The 23,441-nt window shown below is 34.5% G+C and carries 22 protein-coding genes; 11 read left to right on the top strand and 11 right to left on the bottom strand.

The genetic code is table 11. The features are described from left to right. Window positions 1-23 precede the first annotated feature (23 nt). A complete protein-coding gene (locus QLS97_RS06040; RefSeq protein WP_282714984.1) occupies window positions 24-626 on the bottom strand; it encodes a trimeric intracellular cation channel family protein in 603 nt (200 codons plus the stop codon). A gap of 208 nt (window positions 627-834) precedes the next feature. Here QLS97_RS06040 and QLS97_RS06035 point away from each other — a divergent pair, with 208 nt between their 5' ends. The 6 genes from QLS97_RS06035 (at window position 835) to QLS97_RS06010 (ending at window position 7,383) form a co-directional block, all read left to right on the top strand. After that, window positions 835-1,620 carry a TrmH family RNA methyltransferase gene (locus QLS97_RS06035; protein ID WP_282714982.1) on the top strand — a complete coding sequence of 262 codons (786 nt, stop codon included), beginning with the start codon at window positions 835-837 and terminating at the stop codon, window positions 1,618-1,620. Between the two features lie 113 nt (window positions 1,621-1,733). Then, entirely contained in the window at window positions 1,734-3,953 is a 2,220-nt protein-coding gene (locus QLS97_RS06030; RefSeq protein WP_282714980.1) for a RelA/SpoT family protein, read from the top strand. 118 nt (window positions 3,954-4,071) lie between these two features. Continuing rightward, window positions 4,072-4,527, top strand: a complete 456-nt coding sequence (locus tag QLS97_RS06025) for a Fur family transcriptional regulator (RefSeq protein WP_035670620.1) — start codon at window positions 4,072-4,074, stop codon at window positions 4,525-4,527. Window positions 4,528-4,587: 60 nt separating this feature from the next. Next, window positions 4,588-5,859 (top strand): adenylosuccinate synthase, encoded by a 1,272-nt coding sequence (locus QLS97_RS06020; protein WP_282714978.1) that lies wholly within the window; start codon window positions 4,588-4,590, stop codon window positions 5,857-5,859. A gap of 61 nt (window positions 5,860-5,920) precedes the next feature. Beyond that, a complete protein-coding gene (gene nudK / locus QLS97_RS06015; RefSeq protein ID WP_282714976.1) occupies window positions 5,921-6,502 on the top strand; it encodes a GDP-mannose pyrophosphatase NudK in 582 nt (193 codons plus the stop codon). Then, window positions 6,502-7,383, top strand: coding sequence for a DMT family transporter (locus QLS97_RS06010; RefSeq protein ID WP_282714974.1), 882 nt, complete (start codon window positions 6,502-6,504; stop codon window positions 7,381-7,383). Before nudK ends, QLS97_RS06010 begins: the two co-directional genes overlap by 1 nt. An 84-nt stretch (window positions 7,384-7,467) precedes the next feature. Here QLS97_RS06010 and QLS97_RS06005 read toward each other — a convergent pair whose 3' ends face one another. The 3 genes from QLS97_RS06005 to QLS97_RS05995 all read right to left on the bottom strand — a co-directional run bounded on the left by QLS97_RS06005 (window position 7,468) and on the right by QLS97_RS05995 (window position 10,520). Continuing rightward, window positions 7,468-8,106 carry a peroxiredoxin gene (locus tag QLS97_RS06005; protein ID WP_282714971.1) on the bottom strand — a complete coding sequence of 213 codons (639 nt, stop codon included), beginning with the start codon at window positions 8,104-8,106 and terminating at the stop codon, window positions 7,468-7,470. A gap of 235 nt (window positions 8,107-8,341) precedes the next feature. Then, the gene (locus tag QLS97_RS06000) at window positions 8,342-9,553 is read right to left on the bottom strand and encodes an MFS transporter (protein WP_282714970.1); all 1,212 of its coding nucleotides are present in this window, start codon (window positions 9,551-9,553) and stop codon (window positions 8,342-8,344) included. A gap of 52 nt (window positions 9,554-9,605) precedes the next feature. After that, on the bottom strand, window positions 9,606-10,520 hold the full coding sequence (locus QLS97_RS05995; RefSeq protein WP_282714967.1) for an AEC family transporter: 915 nt from the start codon (window positions 10,518-10,520) through the stop codon (window positions 9,606-9,608). Between the two features lie 166 nt (window positions 10,521-10,686). Between QLS97_RS05995 and meaB the strand changes: the two genes are divergently transcribed. After that, entirely contained in the window at window positions 10,687-11,778 is a 1,092-nt protein-coding gene (meaB, locus tag QLS97_RS05990; RefSeq protein WP_428831770.1) for a methylmalonyl Co-A mutase-associated GTPase MeaB, read from the top strand. A 1-nt stretch (window position 11,779) separates the two neighbouring features. Here the strand turns inward: meaB and QLS97_RS05985 are convergent, their stop codons facing one another. Genes QLS97_RS05985 through QLS97_RS05975 form a run of 3 tightly spaced genes read right to left on the bottom strand, consistent with a single transcriptional unit; the run spans window position 11,780 to window position 13,683 of the window. Then, complete coding sequence (locus QLS97_RS05985) at window positions 11,780-12,013, bottom strand: hypothetical protein (RefSeq protein WP_282714966.1); 234 nt, start codon at window positions 12,011-12,013, stop codon at window positions 11,780-11,782. Between the two features lie 32 nt (window positions 12,014-12,045). Beyond that, a complete protein-coding gene (locus tag QLS97_RS05980) occupies window positions 12,046-12,273 on the bottom strand; it encodes a hypothetical protein (RefSeq protein ID WP_091204000.1) in 228 nt (75 codons plus the stop codon). Between the two features lie 27 nt (window positions 12,274-12,300). Further along, complete coding sequence (locus tag QLS97_RS05975) at window positions 12,301-13,683, bottom strand: MATE family efflux transporter (RefSeq protein WP_282714964.1); 1,383 nt, start codon at window positions 13,681-13,683, stop codon at window positions 12,301-12,303. 236 nt (window positions 13,684-13,919) lie between these two features. On the opposite strand from QLS97_RS05975, the gene QLS97_RS05970 reads away from it, so the two are divergent. Next, window positions 13,920-14,504: a hypothetical protein gene (locus QLS97_RS05970; RefSeq protein WP_099714614.1), complete on the top strand. Its 585-nt coding sequence runs from the start codon at window positions 13,920-13,922 to the stop codon at window positions 14,502-14,504. A gap of 58 nt (window positions 14,505-14,562) precedes the next feature. Here the strand turns inward: QLS97_RS05970 and QLS97_RS05965 are convergent, their stop codons facing one another. The 3 genes from QLS97_RS05965 to QLS97_RS05955 all read right to left on the bottom strand — a co-directional run bounded on the left by QLS97_RS05965 (window position 14,563) and on the right by QLS97_RS05955 (window position 18,944). Next, window positions 14,563-16,335, bottom strand: a complete 1,773-nt coding sequence (locus QLS97_RS05965) for a cytochrome-c peroxidase (RefSeq protein WP_282714962.1) — start codon at window positions 16,333-16,335, stop codon at window positions 14,563-14,565. 93 nt (window positions 16,336-16,428) lie between these two features. Next, window positions 16,429-17,877 (bottom strand): PhoX family protein, encoded by a 1,449-nt coding sequence (locus QLS97_RS05960; RefSeq protein WP_282714960.1) that lies wholly within the window; start codon window positions 17,875-17,877, stop codon window positions 16,429-16,431. Window positions 17,878-18,062: 185 nt separating this feature from the next. Further along, on the bottom strand, window positions 18,063-18,944 hold the full coding sequence (locus QLS97_RS05955; RefSeq protein ID WP_282714957.1) for a PPK2 family polyphosphate kinase: 882 nt from the start codon (window positions 18,942-18,944) through the stop codon (window positions 18,063-18,065). A gap of 151 nt (window positions 18,945-19,095) precedes the next feature. Between QLS97_RS05955 and QLS97_RS05950 the strand changes: the two genes are divergently transcribed. Further along, window positions 19,096-19,932 (top strand): DUF6929 family protein, encoded by an 837-nt coding sequence (locus QLS97_RS05950; RefSeq protein WP_282714956.1) that lies wholly within the window; start codon window positions 19,096-19,098, stop codon window positions 19,930-19,932. Between the two features lie 127 nt (window positions 19,933-20,059). Next, window positions 20,060-20,776, top strand: coding sequence for a 3-ketoacyl-ACP reductase (locus tag QLS97_RS05945; protein WP_282714954.1), 717 nt, complete (start codon window positions 20,060-20,062; stop codon window positions 20,774-20,776). A 158-nt stretch (window positions 20,777-20,934) separates the two neighbouring features. Here QLS97_RS05945 and mtaB read toward each other — a convergent pair whose 3' ends face one another. Further along, window positions 20,935-22,263, bottom strand: coding sequence for a tRNA (N(6)-L-threonylcarbamoyladenosine(37)-C(2))-methylthiotransferase MtaB (mtaB, locus tag QLS97_RS05940; protein ID WP_282714952.1), 1,329 nt, complete (start codon window positions 22,261-22,263; stop codon window positions 20,935-20,937). A gap of 198 nt (window positions 22,264-22,461) precedes the next feature. Here mtaB and QLS97_RS05935 point away from each other — a divergent pair, with 198 nt between their 5' ends. After that, on the top strand, window positions 22,462-23,400 hold the full coding sequence (locus QLS97_RS05935; protein WP_282714928.1) for a DnaB-like helicase C-terminal domain-containing protein: 939 nt from the start codon (window positions 22,462-22,464) through the stop codon (window positions 23,398-23,400). Window positions 23,401-23,441: the final 41 nt, after the last annotated feature.

The raw sequence follows: 23,441 nt of genomic DNA, 5'->3' as shown, positions 1-23,441 counted from the left end.
GACTTCGTGAAATTAAGCATTTTTTATTTATTCTCTAAAGGTGATAAATACCATTTGAATTTCACCGCCATTAGACGAACCGAAATGATAACTAAGGATGTCGCTAAGTATAAAACATCACTTTCTAAATTAAATTCCCGAAGGATGAAGAAAACAATTCCACCGAGAATACAAATCGTTGCATAAATTTCCCTTCTAAAAATAACGGGAATTTCAGTACATAAAATATCTCGAATAACGCCTCCAAAACAAGCTGTCATAGTCCCTAAAGCTACGCAAATGACTGGATGAAGTCCAATATTTATTCCTTTTTCGAGACCTATTAAAGTAAAAACGCCCAACCCAATAGTGTCAAATAAAAATAAAGAAGTTCGCAATCGATCGAATTTTTTTCTAAAAATAATGGCCAATACAAACCCGATGATTATCACATAAACGTACTTTAAATCCAGCATCCATCCTACTGGAGTTCGCCCAATCATAATGTCCCGCAACGTTCCACCGCCCACGGCAGTTACAAATGCAATAATAAATACACCAAAAGGGTCCATTTTTTTATTCATTGCCGTCAAAGCGCCAGACATGGCAAAAGCCATCGTACCGATGATGTCTAATAAATGGAACATGCTGTTTTTTGGATTTAAAAATGGATAAAAAGAATGCTATCAATTGCATATGATTCAGGCAAAATTAAAGAAAATACTCGTGTAACCAACTCCTATTGTCTACATTTAATCAAGGTTCATTACAGCAGATAAATATTCGAATCCAAATATAGAAAACTGAATTTTCTCTGTGTATCTTTGTTTCCTAAAAATTAAATAGTTGTACCTCTTGAAACAAATCACTTCGATACAAAATCCACACATAAAATCTTTAGTGCAATTGCAGGAAAAAGCAAAAGCTCGTAAACAATCCGGAACCTTTTTAATTGAGGGAAAACGTGAAATTTCTATTGCCATCAAAGGTGGTTACGAAATAGAAAGGCTGTTGTTTTTACCTGAAATTTGTTCCGAAGACGAAGCCCGTCAATTATCTAAAAATGCAGAACTGATAGAAATCAATAAAGAAGTTTATCAAAAACTGGCCTATAGGGATACTACTGAAGGAATTTTGGCTGTAGCCAAAACCAAATCATTGCAATTATCTGATTTGAAATTATCTGAAAATCCATTGATTCTTATTGCCGAAGCACCGGAAAAGCCCGGAAACATTGGAGCTTTACTTCGTACTGCCGATGCTGCTAATCTTGATGCGGTAATTATCGCCAATCCAAAAAGCGATTTATACAATCCAAATATTGTGCGTTCCAGTGTGGGCTGTTTATTCACCAACCAAATTGCAACCGGAACTACCTCTGAAATTATTGCCTTTTTGAAAGAAAGAAAAATCAATTTTTATTGTGCTACTTTACAAAACTCCACTTACTATCACACACAAGATTACACTACGCCAACCGCTTTGGTTGTAGGAACGGAAGCCACTGGATTGACGGAAGAATGGAGAAAAGCAGCGACCCAAAATATTATTATTCCAATGCAAGGCGAGATCGATTCCATGAATGTTTCGGTTGCAGCTGCCATATTGATTTTTGAAGCCAAAAGACAGAGAGGATTTTAGATTTTTGATTAAAAAATTTAAAAACAAACTCTAGTTTCTTTCGTTTAAAATTCAAATATACATTTGCATATCTCCCAACTTATTCTTATTTTTAGGAAATGAACAATGCCGTTATGACAGAAATAGATTTAGAAAAAGAAAACAAGGCAATTGCCCAAGAATATAAAGAATTGCTTCGCATAAGTTACCAAACTTTAACACCTGAAGACAAAAAATTAATCCGGAAAGCATTTGATGTTTCCGTAGAAGCTCATAAAGAGCAGCGCAGAAAATCTGGTGAAGCCTATATCTTCCACCCAATTGCTGTGGCAAAAATTGTTGCTTCCGAAATAGGTTTGGGAGCTACATCCATCGCTGCTGCATTATTGCATGATGTGGTTGAAGACACACCAACTACTATTCAAGATATTGAACGTTTGTTTAATCCTAAAGTGGCTCAAATCGTTGAGGGATTAACAAAAATATCCATGGTTCAAAAAGATTTGAATGCATCATTACAGGCTGAGAATTTCAGAAAAATGATTCTTACACTGAACGATGACGTTCGAGTAATTCTGATCAAACTAGCCGATCGTTTGCACAATATGCAGACTATGGAATCGATGCAGGAAGACAAACAAACTAAAATCGCATCGGAGACTTTATACATATACGCACCATTAGCGCATCGACTGGGTTTGTACAACATCAAAACAAAGCTTGAAGATTTAGGATTAAAATACACCGAGCCAGCAGTATACAATGATATTGTAAGTAAAATAAAAGAAACCAAAGAAGAGCAAGATGCTTACATTGCTGATATTACTACGGTTCTAAAAACAGCTTTGGATGAAGAAGGAATCGAGTACATTATAAAAGGTCGTCCAAAATCTATCTATTCTATTCGTCGAAAAATGAAAGCGCAAAACGTTAGCTTCGACGAAGTATATGATAAATTTGCGTTGCGAATCGTTTACAAATCAAATCCTCATGACGAAAAATTTCTTGCCTGGAAGATCTATTCTATCGTAACAGATCATTACAGACCAAGTCCAAGTCGTTTACGTGACTGGATTTCGTCACCAAAATCCACCGGTTATGAAGCCCTGCATATTACGGTAATGGGACCAAAAGGCCGCTGGGTTGAAGTGCAGGTTCGAAGTGAACGCATGGATGAAATTGCCGAAAAAGGATACGCAGCACATTACAAATATAAAAACGGTGCTACTGAAGAAAGCGGTTTGGATGTATGGCTTAATTTACTTAAAGAAGCGCTAGAAAATTCAGAAACGAATGCAGTAGATTTTGTGGAAGATTTCAAAATGAATTTATATTCTAAAGAAATCTTTGTATTTACTCCAAAAGGAGAAATAAAATCATTGCCTAAAGGCGCCACTTCACTTGATTTTGCTTTCAGTATTCACTCTGAAATAGGAATTAGAACCAGAGGAACGCGTGTCAATGGGAAATTAGTTCCTTTGAATTTCGAATTAAAAAGTGGCGATCAGATTGAAGTTATCACCTCGCAACATCAGAAACCTACAATCAACTGGCTTGATTATGTAACCACTTCCAGAGCCAAAACGAAAATAAAAAATGTTTTAAACGAAAATACCAAGAAAATTGGCGAGGAAGGAAAAGAACTCCTTACTCGAAAACTAAAGCATTTAAAAATAACGTTAAACGAATCAGTAGTTAACGAATTGGTTAACTTTTTCAAACTAAAAACCAGTTTAGATTTATTTTATAGAGTGGGAATTGGCGCTATTGAAAACCAACAACTCAAAGATTACGCAGCACAAAAGAGTAATACGTTCATTAATTTTTTCAAAAATAAAATGAAACGTTCGCCAAGCACTGCTGACGAAGACATTCATAAACCAATCATAAGCAGTAATTACGACATGCTTGTTTTTGGAAAAGAACACGACAAACTGGATTACAAATTATCGCCTTGCTGCAACCCAATACCTGGTGATGATGTATTTGGATTTGTAACGATTAACGAAGGAATAAAAGTGCATAAAAAAGATTGTCCAAACGCCATTGGGATGCAATCCAACTATGCTTACCGAATAATGACAGCCAAATGGATTGACTCTTCGCAAGAAGAATTCAAAGCCATCATTAACATAACCGGAATGGATGTTTTAGGACTCACAAACCAATTAACAAAGGTAATTTCGAACAATATGCATGTTAATATTCAGAGTATTTCTTTGAGTACCGATGCAGGAATTTTTCATGGTCAAGTTGCGGTAATTGTTCAAAACAATACCATTTTGAAAAAAATGATCAACAACATCAAAAAAATTGACGGAATCGATAAAGTAACAAGGGTTTATAAAACATAGAAAAAAATCTAGTTTTTAGTTTCAAATCTCAATTTATTCAAGGTGAAACTAAAAAACTTGAAACTAAACAAACCTTAAACTTTATACTTTAAACTAAAAAATTTATCTTTGCCCGCATATGACACTCATTTCCACAGATAACACCAAAAACCAAGAAATTGTAAAAAATGTTTTTACAATGTATCTTGAAAAAAAAGGACATCGCAAGACTCCTGAACGTTATGCTATCCTTCAGGAAATTTACGATAGCGAAGAACATTTTGATGTAGAAAACCTTTATATCAAAATGAAAAATAAAAACTATCGTGTGAGTAGAGCAACTCTTTACAACACGATCGAATTGCTATTGGATTGTGCTTTAGTGCGTAAACACCAATTTGGACAAAATCAGGCACATTATGAAAAATCATATTTTGACAAACAGCACGATCACATTATAATGACTGATACTGGCGAAGTAATTGAGTTTTGTGACCCAAGAATTCAAAGTATCAAAAAAACAATCGAAGAAATATTCGACATAGAGATTACCAACCATTCCTTATATTTATATGGAATAAAAAAACAAAAATAGTACAGGATAACTTACTAGTTGTCCCTTCAATATATCACTAACTACAAAATAACAGATAGAATGACCGTAGATTTATTACTAGGATTACAATGGGGAGATGAAGGAAAAGGAAAAATTGTTGATGTTCTAACTTCAAATTATGATATTATCGCTCGTTTTCAAGGAGGTCCAAATGCAGGACATACTTTGGAATTTGACGGAATAAAACATGTTCTTAGAACTATTCCTTCTGGTATTTTTCATAAAACTGCTGTAAACATCATTGGAAATGGAGTAGTAATTGATCCTGTTGTTTTTCAAAAAGAAATTGAAGGTCTTGAGAAATTTAATTTAGACATTAAAAATAAATTAATCATTTCAAGAAAAGCACATTTAATTTTACCAACACACCGTTTATTAGATGCAGCTTCTGAGGCTTCTAAAGGTAAAGCAAAAATTGGTTCTACATTAAAAGGTATTGGTCCAACATATATGGACAAAACAGGAAGAAATGGTCTTCGTGTAGGTGATATTGAATTAGAAGATTTTGCAGATCGTTACAGAGCTTTGGCTGACAAGCATGAAGCTATGATTAAATTCTATGATGTTGCTATCCAATACAATTTAGAAGAATTAGAAAAAGAATTTTTTGAAGCCATCGAAGAATTAAAAAAATTAGATTTTATCGATAGCGAAGAATATTTACACCAAGCTCAAAAAGCGGGTAAATCAATATTATGTGAAGGTGCTCAAGGTTCATTATTAGATGTTGATTTTGGAACGTATCCTTTTGTAACTTCATCTAACACTACCGCTGCTGGTGCTTGTACCGGTTTAGGGATTGCTCCAAATAAAATCAAGGAAGTATACGGAATTTTCAAAGCGTATGTAACACGCGTAGGAAGTGGTCCGTTCCCTACTGAACTTTTTGACGAAGATGGCGCAACTATGGCACGTGTAGGAAATGAATTTGGATCTGTAACCGGAAGACAAAGACGTTGTGGCTGGTTAGACTTAGTAGCGCTTAAATACGCTGTTCAGGTTAATGGCGTAACGCAATTGATGATGATGAAAGGTGATGTACTTTCAGGATTTGAAACCTTAAAAGTATGTACGGAATACAATTATAAAGGAGAGAAAATTTCTCATTTCCCTTATAACATCGAACCAGAAAATGTAACTCCAGTATATCAGGATTTCAAAGGATGGAAACAAGATTTGACTGGTATGACAACCTATGATGAATTACCGACAGAGTTGAAAGAATACATTGCATTCATTGAAAAAGAAGTGGAAGTTCCTATCAAAATAGTTTCTGTAGGTCCAGACAGAAAGCAAACTATTCTAAAATAAGATTACGAAACGCTCTGAAAATTCAGAGCGTTTTTTTTAGTTTAAAATCCAATCCAACCGAATGAAAAATCCAACTATTAAAATAGAAAAAACCGAATTGCTCTCTGACAATTGGTACATTTTAAACAAAGTAACTTTTGACTATCAAAAAAAAGACGACTCCTGGATTACCCAAAAAAGAGAAGTCTATGATAGAGGAAACGGCGCTGCCATTTTACTTTATAACACACAACAAAAAACAGTTATTCTAACACGTCAGTTTCGCTTGCCAACGTATCTTAACGGAAATGAAACCGGAATGATGATTGAGGTTTGCGCAGGACTTTTGGACCAAGATAATCCGGAGCAATGCATCATTCGAGAAACTGAAGAAGAAACAGGATACCGCATTTCTAAAGTAAAAAAAGTTATGGAAACCTATATGTCTCCAGGAGCCGTAACTGAAATATTATATTTATTTGTTGGTGAATACGATGAATCTATGAAAGTGAGTGACGGTGGCGGAGTGGAACATGAAGAAGAAAATATAGATGTGATGGAAATGACTTTTGACGAAGCGTATACTATGATTGAATCTGGTCAAATGCAGGATGCAAAAACCATTATGTTACTACAATATGCCAAAATAAACAGTCTTATTTAATGAACAACACCACTAAAGGGGTTTTATTTGCCCTATTAGCCACCTTTCTTTGGTCCGTAAATATGGTAATTGCCAGTGGCATAAAAGGTCATATTCCTCCTATTGGATTGGCTTTTTGGCGATGGACTGTTGCTTGTATTGTTTTGGCACCATTTGCCATAAAAAGTACTCTTGAAAATTTCAAAATCGTAAAGAAACACATTCGGTATCTTACGCTTACGGCTGTATTAGGCATCACTATTTTTAATACGCTGATATACTTTGCAGGAAAAACAACAAGTGCAGTCAACTTATCGTTAATCGCTATTTCAATTCCATTATTTATTGTTGTCCTCTCTAGGATTATTTTTAAAGAGAAAGTGTCCAATATAAAAATAGTGGGAATTGCAATCATAATCACAGGAGTTCTAGTGCTTGTTTCCAAAGGTTCCTTACAAGCATTACTTCATATCAACTTCACGATTGGGGATTTATTGATGCTCGTGGCTTGCTTCTTTTTTGCTTATTACACAATACTAGTGCGACAAAAACCAGATGAATTAACACCAAAAGTATTTTTGTTTAGTGTATTTGTTATAGGTACAATTTTGCTGTTTCCTTTTTATATGTATGAACATATTTATTATAAAAAAGTGATTTTTGACACTAAAACAGTCTTGGTTACCACATACGTTGGCATTTGCGCTTCCTTAATTTCATTTTATTTATGGAACGAAGCCATTCGATTAATTGGAACCTCAAAAACAGCTTTAATTTATTATTTGATTCCTGTATTCAGTGGAATTTTGGCGTATTTTTTTCTAAATCAAGCCATTTTACTAACCCAAATTATAAGCATGGGAATCATTATTTCCGGGTTATTAATTACCAATAAAAAATAAAAAAGTATACTTTTGACAAAATAGAAAAGCAGAATGAATTTGTTTTCATTCTGCTTTTCTATTCAAAAGATATACTAAAAATTACTATTTATTAGGCTGTGGAGTCATTCTTAAATATGGTTTTACTCTTTCGTAGCCTTTTGGAAATTTAGCAGCAATATCTTCGTCTTTAACTGCTGTCGAGATTACCACCTTATCACCATCTTTCCAGTTTGCAGGGGTTGCTACGCTGTATTTAGCAGTCAATTGCAAACTGTCAATTACACGCAATAATTCATCAAAATTTCTACCGGTTGATGCAGGATATGTTAACGTTAATTTTATTTTCTTGTCAGGTCCAATTATAAAAACGGAACGCACTGTAAAACTCTCACTTGCATTGGGATGAATCATATCATATAATTCAGCAACTTGCTTGTCTTCATCGGCAATTATTGGGAAATTTACAGTTGTATTTTGAGTTTCATTGATGTCTTTAATCCACTCCATGTGGGAATCGACACCATCGACACTCAATGCGATTACTTTTACATTTCGTTTTTCAAATTCAGGATAATAATTTGCAACTGTACCTAACTCCGTGGTACAAACAGGTGTAAAATCAGCTGGATGGGAGAATAGAACTCCCCAAGAATCTCCTAACCATTCATGAAATTTTATTTTTCCTTGTGACGTTTCTGCTTCAAAATCAGGAGCAATATCGCCTAATCGTAATGTTGCCATAGTAATTAATTTTATTGATTAGTAACACTGTAAGTTATTGAAATAAAAGCAATAAAGGAGGAAACTAATCTTAAAATTGTACTAATTTTTATAAAAACCAGAAAGCAATACTTCCAAAAAATGCCATTAGGAAAACAAATGCCCTAGCCCTGATCGCAACGGCATCCTTTTGTTTTTTTTCTTAAAAAAACAAAAGATACAGTGCAGAGCAGGAAAAAGCTCCTGAAAAGAAGTGTTATTTTTTCTTTAAATTAGGTAAAAAGAGCGCTATAATCCCTATCAAAGGCAAATAGGCGCAAAGATAATACACGTAAGTTATGCTGGTGTGATCTGCAAGATTTCCCAATAAAGCGGAACCTAAACCGCCCATTCCAAAAGCAAAACCATAGAAAAGACCGGAAACCATTCCGAGTTTTTTAGGCAATAATTCCTGTGCATAAACTAAGATTGCGGGAAATGCAGAGGAGATTATGATTCCAATTAAGACTGATAAAACGCCTGTCCAAAACAAATCGACATACGGCAACAATAAAGTAAAAGGTGCTGCTCCCAAAACCGAAAACCAAATTACATATTTTCTTCCGAATTTATCGCCTAACGGTCCTCCAATTAAGGTTCCAATGGCACAAGAAGCCAAAAATAAAACCAAATGAAATTGTGCTTCCTGAACCGATAATCCAAATTTTTCGATTAAATAAAACGTAAAATAACTGGACATACTAGCCATGTAAAAGAATTTTGAAAATATCAAAACCAACAAAATTCCCACTGAGATTACAATCTTTTTTTGGGATAAATTAGGCAAATCGATTACCGCTTTCTTTGCACTTCTTAAACTTAAATGGTTTTGATACCACAGCGCAATTCTACTCAAAACAATCAATCCTATGATGGCAACAACCACAAACCAAATGATATAATATTGTGAATTAGGAACTACAATTAAGGCGACTAACAAAGGGCCGATAGCTGTTCCGGCATTGCCTCCCAACTGAAAAATAGATTGTGCCAAACCACGCTTTCCACCAGATGCCAAAAAGGAGATTCGGGAAGCTTCGGGATGAAAAATGGAAGAACCAATTCCAACCAAAACAACCGAAATTATAATCATTGAAAAACTGGAAGCATACGATAAACATACGATTCCGGATAAAGTAAACAGCATTCCGAAAATTTGAGAAAAAGGCTTTGGTCTTTTGTCCGTATACAAACCAACCAAAGGCTGTAATATAGAAGCCGCCAATTGATACGCCAAGGTTATTAACCCGATTTGTGTGAAGGTTAAATTGAAATTTTCTTTTAAAATAGGATACGCAGCCGGAATAACGGCTTGTAGTAAATCATTCAATAAATGGGCGAATGCGATAGAAAATAATACAGAGTAAACGGTTTGCTGCGCAATAGGAGTCGTATCTATTTTTGATACAGTATCAGGAGATGCATTCATATTTTTTAAAAACTATATTACTAATTATTGGTTCTGATGAGTTTCAGAAAAATTAAACATACTGAACCACAAAATACCAAAATAACAAGGTGATAAACGATAATGGAATTCCAAAACCAATCATCATGCTACACAAACGGGGCTTTAAACCGTGGGTAGACGCTAAAATACAAGCTGTAATCATGGGTGCCATCGCAGACTCCATTATGGCAACTTGAATAACTTTAGAATGCTGTTGCAAAATTACGACATACAATACGTAAATAAGAGCCGGAGTCAATATTAATTTATACAAAAGACCCAGTCCTAAAAACTTCCAATGCTGGCTTTTCCTATCAAAATGCAGTTGCAAACCAACAGAAAGCAAAGCCAACGGAGTCACACCACTTCCCAGTTTTTGCAATAGAATCTGAATATATTCATGAAAATCAACATTAAAAACATTCATCAAACAGGCTAGCAAAAAAGTTATAAATGGTGGAAAAAAAATAATTTTTTTGGCAATTTGAAAACCATTTGGATTGCCACTAGAATATAAGGTTGCCACAAGAATTGCCAATGTAGAAAGCACGACAAAAGAGCCGGGTTGATCCACTAAAATAGCCGTTTTCAAACCTTCTTCTCCGTATAATGCTTCAATTATTGGAAAACCTAAAAAAGAAGTATTTCCCAAACCGGCAGTTATAATTAAACATCCTATGAGTTTTTTAGACCATCCAAATTTGCTTCCTAAAAAACTGAAAAACAAATACGAAACGACAAACCCAATCCATGATACACCAATTGGCAAAAGCAATTCAGTACTCCACTTTATTTTTGGAATATAGTACAAAGCCAAAGCTGGAAGACAGATATAAATAACAATCTTGTTTAATAGCTTGTAAACATTTACAACAGGAAATGCTTTTACATTTTGCAATACAATGCCCAGGAATAAAAAAACAAAGATTAGAATAAAGTTGGTCATAATACAGCAAAGATATTGACTAATGAGAAATAAAATGAATTCAAAAAAATAAAATTTGTGATATATCCTCCGCAAAAGAAGAACCATCAAAATCAAATGACATTTTAAGAGAATGATCGTCTATTCAAGATAGTTTTTATTATTTTTACTATTCTAAAAAATAGTTTTGCCAAATAAAAAACATCATCCCAGCTCCATAAACGAAAAACCCGGAATTTCTCCTCCTGAAATTATCAGCGCTGTTGCTGTTGGGCATATTCAGCAATTTAGAAAAATACAACCTTCGGCAAAAGAACTCGTTGAAGGGATTTTAGAAGGGAATATTACCGCACTGAGCCGTGCGATTACCTTAGTGGAAAGTACTAATATAAACCATTTGGCAAAAGCCAATGAAGTCATAAATGCCTGTTTGCCTTATGCAAACAAATCTGTCAGAATAGGAATTACTGGAGTTCCAGGCGTTGGAAAAAGCACCTTTATTGAAGCTTTTGGAAAATACCTGACCGGTTTAGGAAAAAAAGTAGCGGTACTTGCCGTTGATCCCAGCAGCACGATTTCACATGGAAGCATTTTGGGTGATAAAACCCGAATGGAAGAATTAGTTAAAGATAAGAATGCTTTTATACGTCCCTCTGCATCGGGGGAAACATTAGGTGGTGTAGCTCGAAAAACCCGGGAAACCATTACGCTTTGTGAAGCTGCCGGTTTTGATACCATCATCATAGAAACCGTTGGCGTAGGCCAAAGTGAAACTGCCGTACACAGCATGGTTGATTTTTTCCTTTTATTAAAAATTTCTGGTGCCGGCGATGAATTGCAAGGCATCAAACGTGGAATCATGGAAATGGCAGATGCTATCGTAATCAATAAAGCCGATGGTGACAATATCAAAAGAGCGCATCTTGCCAAACTGGAATTCAATAGAGCACTGCATCTTTTTCCTGCCAAAAAATCAGGTTGGACACCCACAACTGCAGCCTGTAGCGCCATTACCCATGAAGGAATACACGATGTTTGGGAAACCATTCAAAAATTCCTAGAACTTACAAAAGGCAATAATTACTTTTTTGAAAAACGAAAAGAACAAAATCAATATTGGATGCTGGAGACCATTAACGAGCAATTGAAAACCAATTTTTACAGCAATCCGGAAATTCAAAAATCATTGGATTCAACTAAAAAAGCGGTGCAAAATGATGAAATTTCACCCTTTGCCGCCGCTCAAAAATTATTGAAAAAATATTTTAAAAAAGACTAATCTATTCTGTTCTTCTTTTTCCTTCCAAATAAGTTTGGTATCCATACTTTAACATTAAAACACCAAGAGCAATCTTACCAAATTTACCAATAATATATCCTACAATATGTCCAGAATTATAGGCTTCACTTGCGTTTATATTTGATTTAATTTCAAACGGAAAAAAGTTGAAAACCCCTTTAATTATGAGTATTGTGCCAAAAATAAACATAGAATACATAAGTACATTTTTCATTTGGATATAGATTAGGTAAGACAAAAATTTAACTACTCTTCGTAAAGTTTAATTTCTCGGTCATAAAACTCATTGGCAAGAACTATTAATCCTTCCATTTCTGCATTTAATTCTGCTTCGTCAAGATCCTCTGCTTCTTCCATAAACTCTACCTCATCATCTTTCAGATTGATTATAAATCTAGGGTAATCAAGGTGTATGATGAAAATATCTTCAGGAAAATCAGTATTATCGCCTAGTAAAAATTTTGGTAATTCCATGAATTTAGTATTTAAGTATTTATTATTTTATTTGTTATGATTTTGTAACACCAACTTTCTTGTTAATCTTGCAAAGCGAATATACAAAAATAAAGCGGCAGCAGTTAGTCCCGCCAAAAGTCCTATCCAGATTCCAACGGCTTTAAGTTCCGTATATTTTCCTAAATAATAAGAAATAGGAAAACCAATAATCCAATACGCCACAAAGGTAATGTACATTGGAATTTTCACATCCTGCAAACCACGTAATGCTCCTAAAACAACGACTTGAATTCCATCTGAGATTTGGAAAATAGCTGCAATCAATAGTAATTTTGAAGTGATTATGATGATTTCTTCGTTGTCCAGCATTTGAGCTGAATCGGTCATATTCAAGAATAAATGCGGTAAAAAATTATGGAATACCACAAATATTATCGCAAAAAAAGTTTCAAGTATAATCGCCAATAGAAAAATAGATCGTGCTACAACAATCAACTTTTTAAAATCATTCATTCCTTTAGTATGACTCACTCGAATCATTGCCGTGACACTTAAACCCATTGCAACCATAAAGGTTGAAGATGCCAAAATAAGTGCAATCTGATTGGCAGCCTGACTGTTTTTACCTAAAGAACCAGAAAGCCAAATTGCAGCGGTAAACAAAGTTACTTCAAACAACATTTGCATAGCTGAAGGCATACCCAGATTGATAATCTTTTTCAAAATTGATTTTCTGATTTCTTTGAAACTGAAATTCTTAAAATATTTTTTCAATGCCGAATTCTTTTTCATCAGATAATGCATAAAAACCACCATCATTATCCTTGACAAGACAGTTCCCAAAGCAGCTCCCAGAATTCCTAATTTTGGAAAAAACCAAATTCCGTAAATCAGTACATAATTAAAAAAGATATGCACAACGTTAGCCATTAAAATAGCATACATTGAATATTTTGTTTTGGCCAAACCATCTGCAAATTGTTTGTATCCTTGATATATAATCACCGGAATCAAAGAAAATGCAACCCAATCAATATATGGAGCAGCCATATCAGCCACTTCTTTGGGTTGGTGCATCAAATACATAATTTGTTTAGACAACACTGTCAAAATAAATAATGCAACTCCTAAAACGGTGCATAAAAGCAATCCATGATGAAAAGTAGTACGGATTTTTTGATCATTTTTTTCGGCATCAGCCTCAGCCACTAATGGAGTAATTGCAGTAGAAAAACCTATCCCTAAAGACAAAGCAATGAATATAAAGCTATTACCCAGTGAAACAGCCGCCAACTCCGTAGAGCCCAATTTCCCAACCATGAAATTATCAACTATTCCTATTAATGTATGCCCTAACATTCCTAAAACTACAGGATAAGCTAATTTTATATTATAAGAAAACTCTTTGAAGTATTGAGATAAATTCACTTTTTGCTTTTTTTTGATGGCAAAGATAATTAGAAGCTTTCAATTGCATCAATACTATTACATATATAACACTTCTTTTTTACTGCATAATTTCACATAACAAGGAATTCTATAACAAAACCAAGTAATTCTATAACAAAACAGGCTTATGAGGGCTATACATTTGTAACGTTGTTTTGAATTAAATAAAACCAAGATAACACCAAAAAAAATTATTAATAAAAAATATTACAATTATGAAAACGACAGGAAAAATCAAAATGTTATTTGTATTCGCAATAGCAATGATGTTTGCTAACAATGTACAAGCACAAGAAACAACAACTACAGCTACAAATTACGATCAAGGATTTCGTTTAGGATTTGGTGCAAATGCAGGATATTCAACTAGCGACCCATACAAATTAGCACTAGGAGCTGATGTAAGAGGTCAATACGATTTATCAAAAAGATACTCTTTAACTTTAACAACTGGTTACACTAATTTATTTGTAAGCAAAGCTGATACGTTTCCTGGTCAAACAGAAGGAAAAGATTTAGGTATCATCCCAGCTAAAGCAGGTTTTAAAGCTTTTGTATGGAATGACCAATTTTATGTAATGGGAGAAGCTGGTGCAGCATTTGCAGTAAGTAATGTAGACAATACCAGAGATAAAACTTCTTTATTGTTATCTCCAAGTATAGGTTATGCTACTAAATACATAGATATTTCTTTGAACTATACACACTACAATCATTTTGATCGTTTAAACAACAACGGTTCTCTCGGAAAAGGTGTTGGACAAGTAGGTGTTCGTTTGGCTTACGGTTTTGAACTATAAAACTTTTTTGAATTAGTTATAAAAATGCGCTGAATTTCAGCGCATTTTTTGTTTACTATCAATAGTACTTTTTATCTGTCAATGTTTTCATAAAGGCGATAAGCTGTTTTTTTTCCAAGTCAGTAAGATTCAATTTGTCCTCGGGTAACGTTTGGTTTTGTAAATTAAACCCCAATCCGTTTCCACCGCCGTCATTGTAAAAATCAATCACTTCTTCCATCGTTTTAAAAACACCATTGTGCATGTAAGGCGCCGTCAATTCTACATTTCTTATGGTTGGTGTTTTGAAAGAATTACGATGAATTTCGGCTTTTGTTAATTCAAATTTACCCAAATCAGCATCTAATTTTTTATATTTATCAGGAACGCCCAGCACTTCACTTTCTGATTTCATAAAACTTGGTGGAACCGTTCCGTTTGTTAATGGAATAAAATGACATGTAGCACATTTTGCCTTTCCGGTGAATAAATTAAACCCTGCAATTTCATCTAAATCAAATTTTTCCTCTCCACGCATAAATTCATCAAACTTTGAATCATAAGTACTCAATGATCTTATGTAGGATGCCAATGCGTTCTTTATCCCAAATTCATTTATTGCTGTTTTAGGGAATGCCTTTTTGAACTTGGCAACATAACTTGCTTCTTTTTTTAAAGCCACCACTGATTTTGCCAAAGAACCATGCATTTCATTTTCATTTATAATTACCGCTACGGCCTGATCTTCGAGATAATTGACTCTGGAATCTGAGAAGAAAGCACGCTGAAATGCAATATGGGTAAGCGTAGGCGTATTTCTTTTTACCAAAGATTTACCATCTAATGAAATAGATTTCTCCAAACCATCCGTGAATGCTTTATCTGAATGGTGACAGGAAGCACACGAACGAGAATTATCTCCTGATAAAACAGGATCATTGAACAATAATTTCCCCAATTCTATTTTTTCAGGCGTTGTTTCATAATCTGGAAATGCGGAGAAAGCTTCGACATCAAAAGCGTTTTTATCAAAAAGTGTCTGCGCAGTTGTTTTTAATCCTCTTGTTTCTTTTATAAAAGGAATTTTCAAACTGACTTGCGTTTTATGCAAACCGATACTTAACGGATTGGCGATTTCTCGAATAAAAAAAGCGCGGTCAAATGCATTAAAGTTGGTATTTGTTTTTAAATATTCCTTGCCTTTTTTAATCGTTTTTAAAACCTTCTGAAAAGATTCATCGGTTGAATTATCCGCATAGATTTTATAATATTTCTCGATACTTTCTAATGCTGATGCTGCTTCCGGAATAGATTTTTGAGCAATCGGGGAATCAAATCCTGTTATTCCCAAGGTTATTATTCGAAAAACCTCCAAACGCATCGCATCAAAAACGTGGGAATCTGTGAATTCATTTGTCTGTGACACTTTGTCCAAACGCTTTAAATTAGCCGATAGAATACCCATTTCTTTCAGCAATTCGGATTTTGACTTTGGATTATATGTTGGAAAAATAAATTCTTCAATCACTTGAAATCCTTCGGGAGGCAAAGTCTTTCCATCATTTTCTTCAAATTCTGCCAAGGCTGGACCATTTATAGCTTTAGAGACAGCAGGAAAATAATATTCACTGATCGTTTCCACTTGTTTGTAACTGCTGTGTGCCTTTAGAAATTGTTGCTGAAGTTGCCCAATCGAAGTATTCAGCTTTATTAAATGTTCCAGTTTAGAAACTTCATCTATGACTTTTAGAATATCTGATTTGAATACATTATTTACCGTTTCATGCTTAGGAATAGCATTTTGGCAAGAGAACAATACAATTAGAACCAATAAAATGAAACTGTTTTTCATGATAAATGCGAGTAACTTTAAAAAATTGTAAAAACAAAAACCACGATTCCTAATAAGAAACCGTGGATATTTGTAACTATTTGATTGGGTTAATTATCGTGCTAATCCTTTGATTAAAACGATTTGACTTGCCTGGTCTTCATTTGGACGATTTGTTCCTCCATCGACACCTTTATATTTTGTCCCTCTCCAAGTATGAGGCTGAACACTCAATAAGAAAGTATCTTCGATTCCTAATTGTTCTGAAACATCAATCATTGCCCCATATTCCCAGTCTCCTAATCCTGAAGTTCCGCCTACATTATACTTAGCAGCATCTGTAGCCGTACGACGGTGGTCTAACTCTACAACCACTTTCAATTGTTTTGTCGCCATATTGTATTGGTAGATGTAAGCGTCATGCGTTTCATCGCCATAACCATTAGCATCTTCCTGAACATAAACATAGTTTTTTGTCACACAAATATTATCTGGATTTTGAAATTTCCCAGCAATTCCGGTACGGTCATCGCCATCAAGAATTACTTCAAGCGAACCAACCAAAGGATTATTTGCATCCAAGTTCAATTTGTAAACTCTACCATATTTTGTTCTTGAAGCATCTGCATTTGCACCAGAAGTATTTTGTCCTGTAACATTAAAATAGATTTCTCTTGCTCCGGCATCCGTACCTTTTTTATAGTCCAAATCCTCTACTCTTCCAAATTTGATTCCTTTCAATGTATTTACAGAGGCATTTATAGCCGCTCCTGTCATTGTAGTATGGTTCTCAATTTTCACAAAAGAAACACCGTACGATTGATTGACAACCATATCTTTCTCTCTCTGATTGTTATCCGTTCTTTTCATCATGTACAAAGAACCATTCGTTAAATCACCAACAGTGTTTGAAACATACATAAATACTTGACCGCCATACGTTCCTGAATCATCATCTCCAATGACAACCACAGTTTTTCCTGCAAACGCAGACGCTTTTAACGGTAAAGCATTTTCAGCACTTATTCTTCCTAAAGCAGGTAATTCTTTAGAAACCGAAGCAGAAGCAACATCTCCAAAAGGATTTATGGCATGAGTACGCGATTCTTCACCAGATTCTCCACAAGTCAAATACAATGGACCAAAACCGTGTTCAGCAACCGTAGCCATTGTAGCACCACATAACCTCCAAGTTCCCCCATTAGAATTCAATAAATATTCTCCTTTTGTCGGTTTGAATGTTTTGTCGAATGTGACTCTTGATACCGCAAAATTGTCTTCATGATTTACCAAAAAAGTAAAAGTACCATCCGCATTTTTCAATAATCCTGATCCATCCGCAGAACCTCCAAAAACAAAATTTGGGCTTCCTGCCAAAACATCATCAGAAGCAATTAGTGAAAAAAGCTCTAGGTTTTCAAAGCCCGCTTGCTTTTTCAATAACACCGGAGTCGCAGATTGATTCGCTAAAATAACACTAGTTGCTTCATTCGAAGATTTAGCATCATTCTCACATGAGATTAAGGATACTAAAAATAACATTGGTAAAATAATTTTTTTCATCTTGGTTGATTGTTTAAATTTCAAGCAAAGTAATGCCGTGTATTTAAACTCTAAATGAATTGAATATTAACAAAAAGCTAAGAGTTGGCTGAATTTTAAAGCGATAAAAACAATAATTTTACATACTAACAGTACCGTAATACAATGATAAACTTCAAATAACTTTCGTAAGAAAATCAATTAAATCAATGCTCTTCCTTCAACATCTCTTTATACATTTCAAAATTAGCTTTTACTTTATCGTCTAATTCCGGTTCTTTTATATCGGTATATTTTTGCATTTCTTCCCAGATAATTTTAGCCACAACATAACGGGCCATTTCCTTATCATCAGCAGGAATGATATACCAAGGTGCATTTTTGGTAGCGGTTTTATTAATTGCCTCTTCATAATACTGCATGTATTCATCCCAATGCTCTCGCTCTTTCAAATCTCCGGGCGAAAATTTCCAGTGGTGCTCCACTTCTTCTAATCGGCGTAGCAAGCGTTTGCGTTGCTCTTCCTTACTCATGTGAAAGTAAAATTTCAAAACAATGGTGCCGTTTTGCGAGATATGTTTCTCAAAATTATTAATTTGCTCCAATCGGTCTTCCCAAAACTGTGGCGTTATAGCTGAAACATTTTCAATTCCCGGCAAATTTTCATTCATAATATATTCCGGATGTACGCGGGTAACCAAAACATTCTCATAATGCGTTCTGTTAAAAACAGCAAACTTCCCTTTCTCGGGCAAAGCTAAATAATGTCGCCACAAATAATCGTGTTCCAGTTCCGTTGAATTGGGTGTTTTAAAACTATGCACCTCAACACCACGCGGATTAAATTCCTTAAAAACCTCCCGAATCAGACTATCCTTCCCCGATGTGTCCATGCCTTGCAAACAAATCAAAACGCCGTATCGATTGTGCGCATACATCACATCCTGCAACTCGCTCAATTTCGCCTGAACTTTATCCAGTTTTTCCTCTTTATCATCCTCACTGGACTCATTGAACAAGTTCGTAGGGATTTTGGCCAAATCAATTTTGCCAATCACTTTAAAATCATCGGGATTTATAGACTTCATAAGAAATATTTTATCTTTGTAAACTCAAATATAACAAATTATAAGGAGCATTTTCCAGCTATTCGTTGCAATCTTTTATTATTTTAAAGAAAAATAATAAAAGGATTTCCACTGCTATCTGGGCTAGGCACTCGTTTTCAAAACAAATACAATGGAAAAATTCACACTCGAATTACTATTTCAAATCATCGGCATTGGTTCCGCATCCGGACTCATTTACAAAGACAATTCCCTACTGATTATTGGTGACAACAGCGGTTTTCTTTATGAATATCAAATGGATTCCAAAGATTTAAAACGCCATCCATTACTGGAAAACCCAACAGAAAACACGCTAAAAAAAGATAAAGCTGATTTTGAAGCCATAACTTATTTTGGCGACAGCTTGTATATTTTTGGTTCCGGTTCCACTGAAAAAAGGAACAAAATGATACAAGTCAATTCCAGCGATAAAAAGGTAATTGCCACAAATGACCTCGCCGATTTGTATGCAGTCATGCAAAATTTCGGAGAAATAAAACCCGAAGATTTCAACATCGAAGGTGCCATCTATAATGGCGAAAGTTGGTTTTTATTGAATCGCGGCAACGGTAGTTCCAATAAGAATGTTCTTTTCACCATAGAAGGAAAAAACCTCACCAATGATTTCACTATTCTTTCTAACGCCTACAAACTCCCTAAAATAAAAGGAGTACGCAGTAGTTTTACCGATGGAGTTTTAGTCGATGACAGTATTTATTTTTTAGCCACAGCCGAAGATACCGAATCTACGTATGATGACGGTGAAGTTTTAGGAAGTTTGATTGGGAGAATCAACCTGAAAACCATGAAAATCGATTTTACTCAAAAAATTAGTAGCACACATAAATTCGAAGGATTGACTTTATACACCAATTCAAAAGAAAAAATCGAGTTCCTGCTTTGTGAAGACAAAGACACCGAAGCTCTGGAAACGGATATTTACAAATTAACTTTGGATAAAAAATAATGTTCATTTCAGTCAAAATAACAGAACGTTAAATTTAGATTAAATAGAAAATCAAAATAGATTTCAAATGTAAAACGTACTACTTTTACAGTAAACTCAGCCTTTTATTGGCATCAAATAATATAAAATGACAGATTTAAAAAATAAAAATGCCCTAATCACAGGCGCAGGAAAAGGAATTGGAAAAGCGATTGCTTTGGCCTTAGCCAAAGAAGGTGTAAATATAATTTTGGTTGCCAGAACACAAGAAGAAATAGACAGTGTAGCGGCAAAAGTGCGTTCTTTAAGAGTAAAAGCACTGGCAATAACCGCTGATGTTGCCGATATTAATTCGGTAAACGCTGCCGTTGCCAAAGCCTTAGCCGAATTTGGAAGCATTGACATTTTAATCAACAATGCAGGAATAGCTGCTTTTGGAAAATTCTTAGAATTAGAACCAACGGATTGGGAACGCATCATTCAGGTAAATTTAATGGGAACCTATTATGTAACGCGCGCCGTGTTGCCTAATATGATTGAAAGACAAACAGGTGATATCATCAATATTTCTTCAACAGCCGGATTAAGCGGAAATGCGTTAACGAGCGCTTATAGTGCTTCTAAATTTGCTGTTTTAGGATTAACTGAATCGTTGATGCAGGAAGTTCGTAAACATAATATTCGTGTGACGGCATTAACGCCAAGCACTGTTGCTACGGACATGGCGAAAGAATTAAATTTGACTGATGGCAATCCGGAAAAAGTCATGCAAGCCGAAGATATGGCCGAATTAATCATCGCACAACTGAAACTAAACCGACGCGTTTTCATTAAAAATAGCAGTATTTGGTCTACGAATCCTTAAAAATTTTCAACCATATAAGTCATATAAGTTTTTTAAAACATTAAGGGATTAAGAAAATTAAGCGTAAAACTTAATGAACTTAATCCCTTAGTGGTTTTTTAATCTTTTGCTTATATGACTTATATATTAAAAGCTTAAATGACTTATATGTTTATAAACTATACCATAGTAGTAACAAAGTCCATTCGTACACTTCCATCTTCATCAATTTTTGTCAAATTAATGTCGTGTAAGGTATTGACTAATTCTGGATTCCAAGGCGTTTTCACTTTTACATAATTTTCGGTAAACCCGTGAATATAGCCTTCTTTATTTTCACTTTCGAACAAAACAGTTCTATTGGTTCCCAATTGACTTTCGTAAAAAGCACGACGTTTTTTTACCGATAATCCGCGTAACATTTTACTTCGTTTGGCGCGAACATTGGCAGGAACAACTCCGCTCATGTCAGCTGCTTCCGTATTATCACGTTCTGAATACGTGAAAACATGCAAATACGAAATATCCATTTCATTCAAAAAATGATAGGTTTCTAAAAAATGTTCATCTGTTTCGCCAGGAAAACCTACAATTACATCTACGCCAATACAAGCGTGCGGCATTACTTCTCTTATTTTATTTACTCTTTCGGTATATACTTCACGTAAATAACGACGTTTCATCAATTTCAAGATATCGTTGCTCCCTGATTGCAAAGGAATGTGAAAATGCGGTACAAAAGTTCTGCTTTTCGATACAAATTCTATCGTTTCATTTTTCAATAAATTCGGTTCAATAGACGAAATTCGTAATCTTTCGATTCCTTCCACTTTATCTAATTCCTGAACTAGTTCTAAGAATGTATGTTCGTGTTTTTTATTTCCAAATTCCCCTTTCCCGTAATCTCCAATATTTACGCCAGTAAGAACAATTTCTTTGATATTTTGTTTCGAAATTTCTGAGGCATTTTTCAACACATTTTCCAATTCATCACTTCTGGAAATTCCTCTTGCCAACGGAATCGTACAATAGGTACATTTATAATCACAACCATCCTGCACTTTCAAGAAAGCACGGGTTCTGTCTCCAATCGAATAACTTCCCACATAAAAATCAGCTTCGGCAATTTCGCAGGAATGCACTTCTCCAAAATCATTTTTGGACAAATCATTAATATAATCGGTGATTTTGAACTTTTCAGTTGCGCCAAGAACTAAATCCACGCCATCAACTGCCGCTAATTCCTCCGGTTTCAATTGCGCATAACAACCTACTGCTGCAACAAAAGCCTTATTATTTAGCTTCATTGCCTTTTTTACAATCTGTTTGAATTGTTTATCTGCATTTTCAGTTACTGAACAGGTATTAATTACATACATATCAGCCACTTCTTCAAAATCTACACGATCAAAACCTTCGTCTTGGATAGAACGTGCAATCGTTGAAGTTTCCGAAAAATTCAGTTTGCAACCAAGCGTATAAAAGGCAACTTTTTTTCTATTTTCCATAATATTGCTCAATTAATGAAATCGTTGTCAAAAAATTGAGTGCGCAAATTTACGAACTAAAATTTATAATTAATAGTAATGCAACATTTTGTATTGGTCAATGTTTATTTCATTTTAATGGAATCAAAAAGAAACTACTTACTATTTTAAACTTCGCCATATTTTGGCATTCAACTCTATTTCCTTTGCTAAAAAAATATGGATCATATAGAGATTAAAAGCTTAAAAGAATTGGGAGACGAGCTTAAAGAAAGACTTGACATTATTGCCAAAAACGAAAAGAGCACATCGGGAATTCCTTCTGGATTTCACAAACTAGATGCCCTTACCAATGGTTTTCAGCCTTCCAATTTAATATTAATTGGTGCGGTTGCCGGAATGGGAAAAACTGAATTCGCTCTATCATTAATCAATAAAATGACTTTAGAAAATCAATGCTCAATAGCTTATTTTTCATTAGAATTAACAGCTCAACAATTGATGACGCGAATTATTCGCCAACAAACAACTATCGATATAGAAAAATTACGTTTAGGTTTACTCAATGAAAATGAAATAGAACTTATTTCCCAAAAAACAGAAGAACTAGAAGAAGCGCCTTTATTTATTATTGACTATCCATTTCTTACTGTATCCGATATTGAACATAAAATTTACGAATTAATTTGTCCTAATTATGGAGTAGATCTAATTATGATTGACATGTTACATTTAATTGGCAATAATAGTAAAGACAAAGTTGACAAAGTCTTAAATAAAAAAGAGCTTGCGATGATAACTTTTCAACTAAAAAAATTAGCTGAAAGATTAAATATTACTATGATTGTCTTTGTCCAATTAAAAGAAAAAATTTACGGACACGGTTACTATAAACGCCCACTATTATCAGATATAAGAAAGCATGCCCCGATAGATAAATATGCCGATTTAATTTTATTTCTCTATAGACCTGAATATTATAGAATTGACGAATGGGACGATGATGATGCTTCGCCAACAGCTGGAGAAGCTGAAATTATTGTTGCCAAAAATAGTTATGGAGGCCTCGGCAATGCTAGAGTAAAATTTACCGGACATTTAGGTGAATTTGATAATTTACCTTTCTATGATAAACCGGATAGTGATTTGCCCTTTTAAATACAATTATTATACTCCGTCATAAATTGGCAGACAAATAA

It is taken from the genome of Flavobacterium yafengii (genome assembly GCF_030010375.1).
GTDB classification, from domain to species: domain Bacteria; phylum Bacteroidota; class Bacteroidia; order Flavobacteriales; family Flavobacteriaceae; genus Flavobacterium; species Flavobacterium yafengii.
This window is presented reverse-complemented; position numbering and strand designations above follow the sequence as displayed.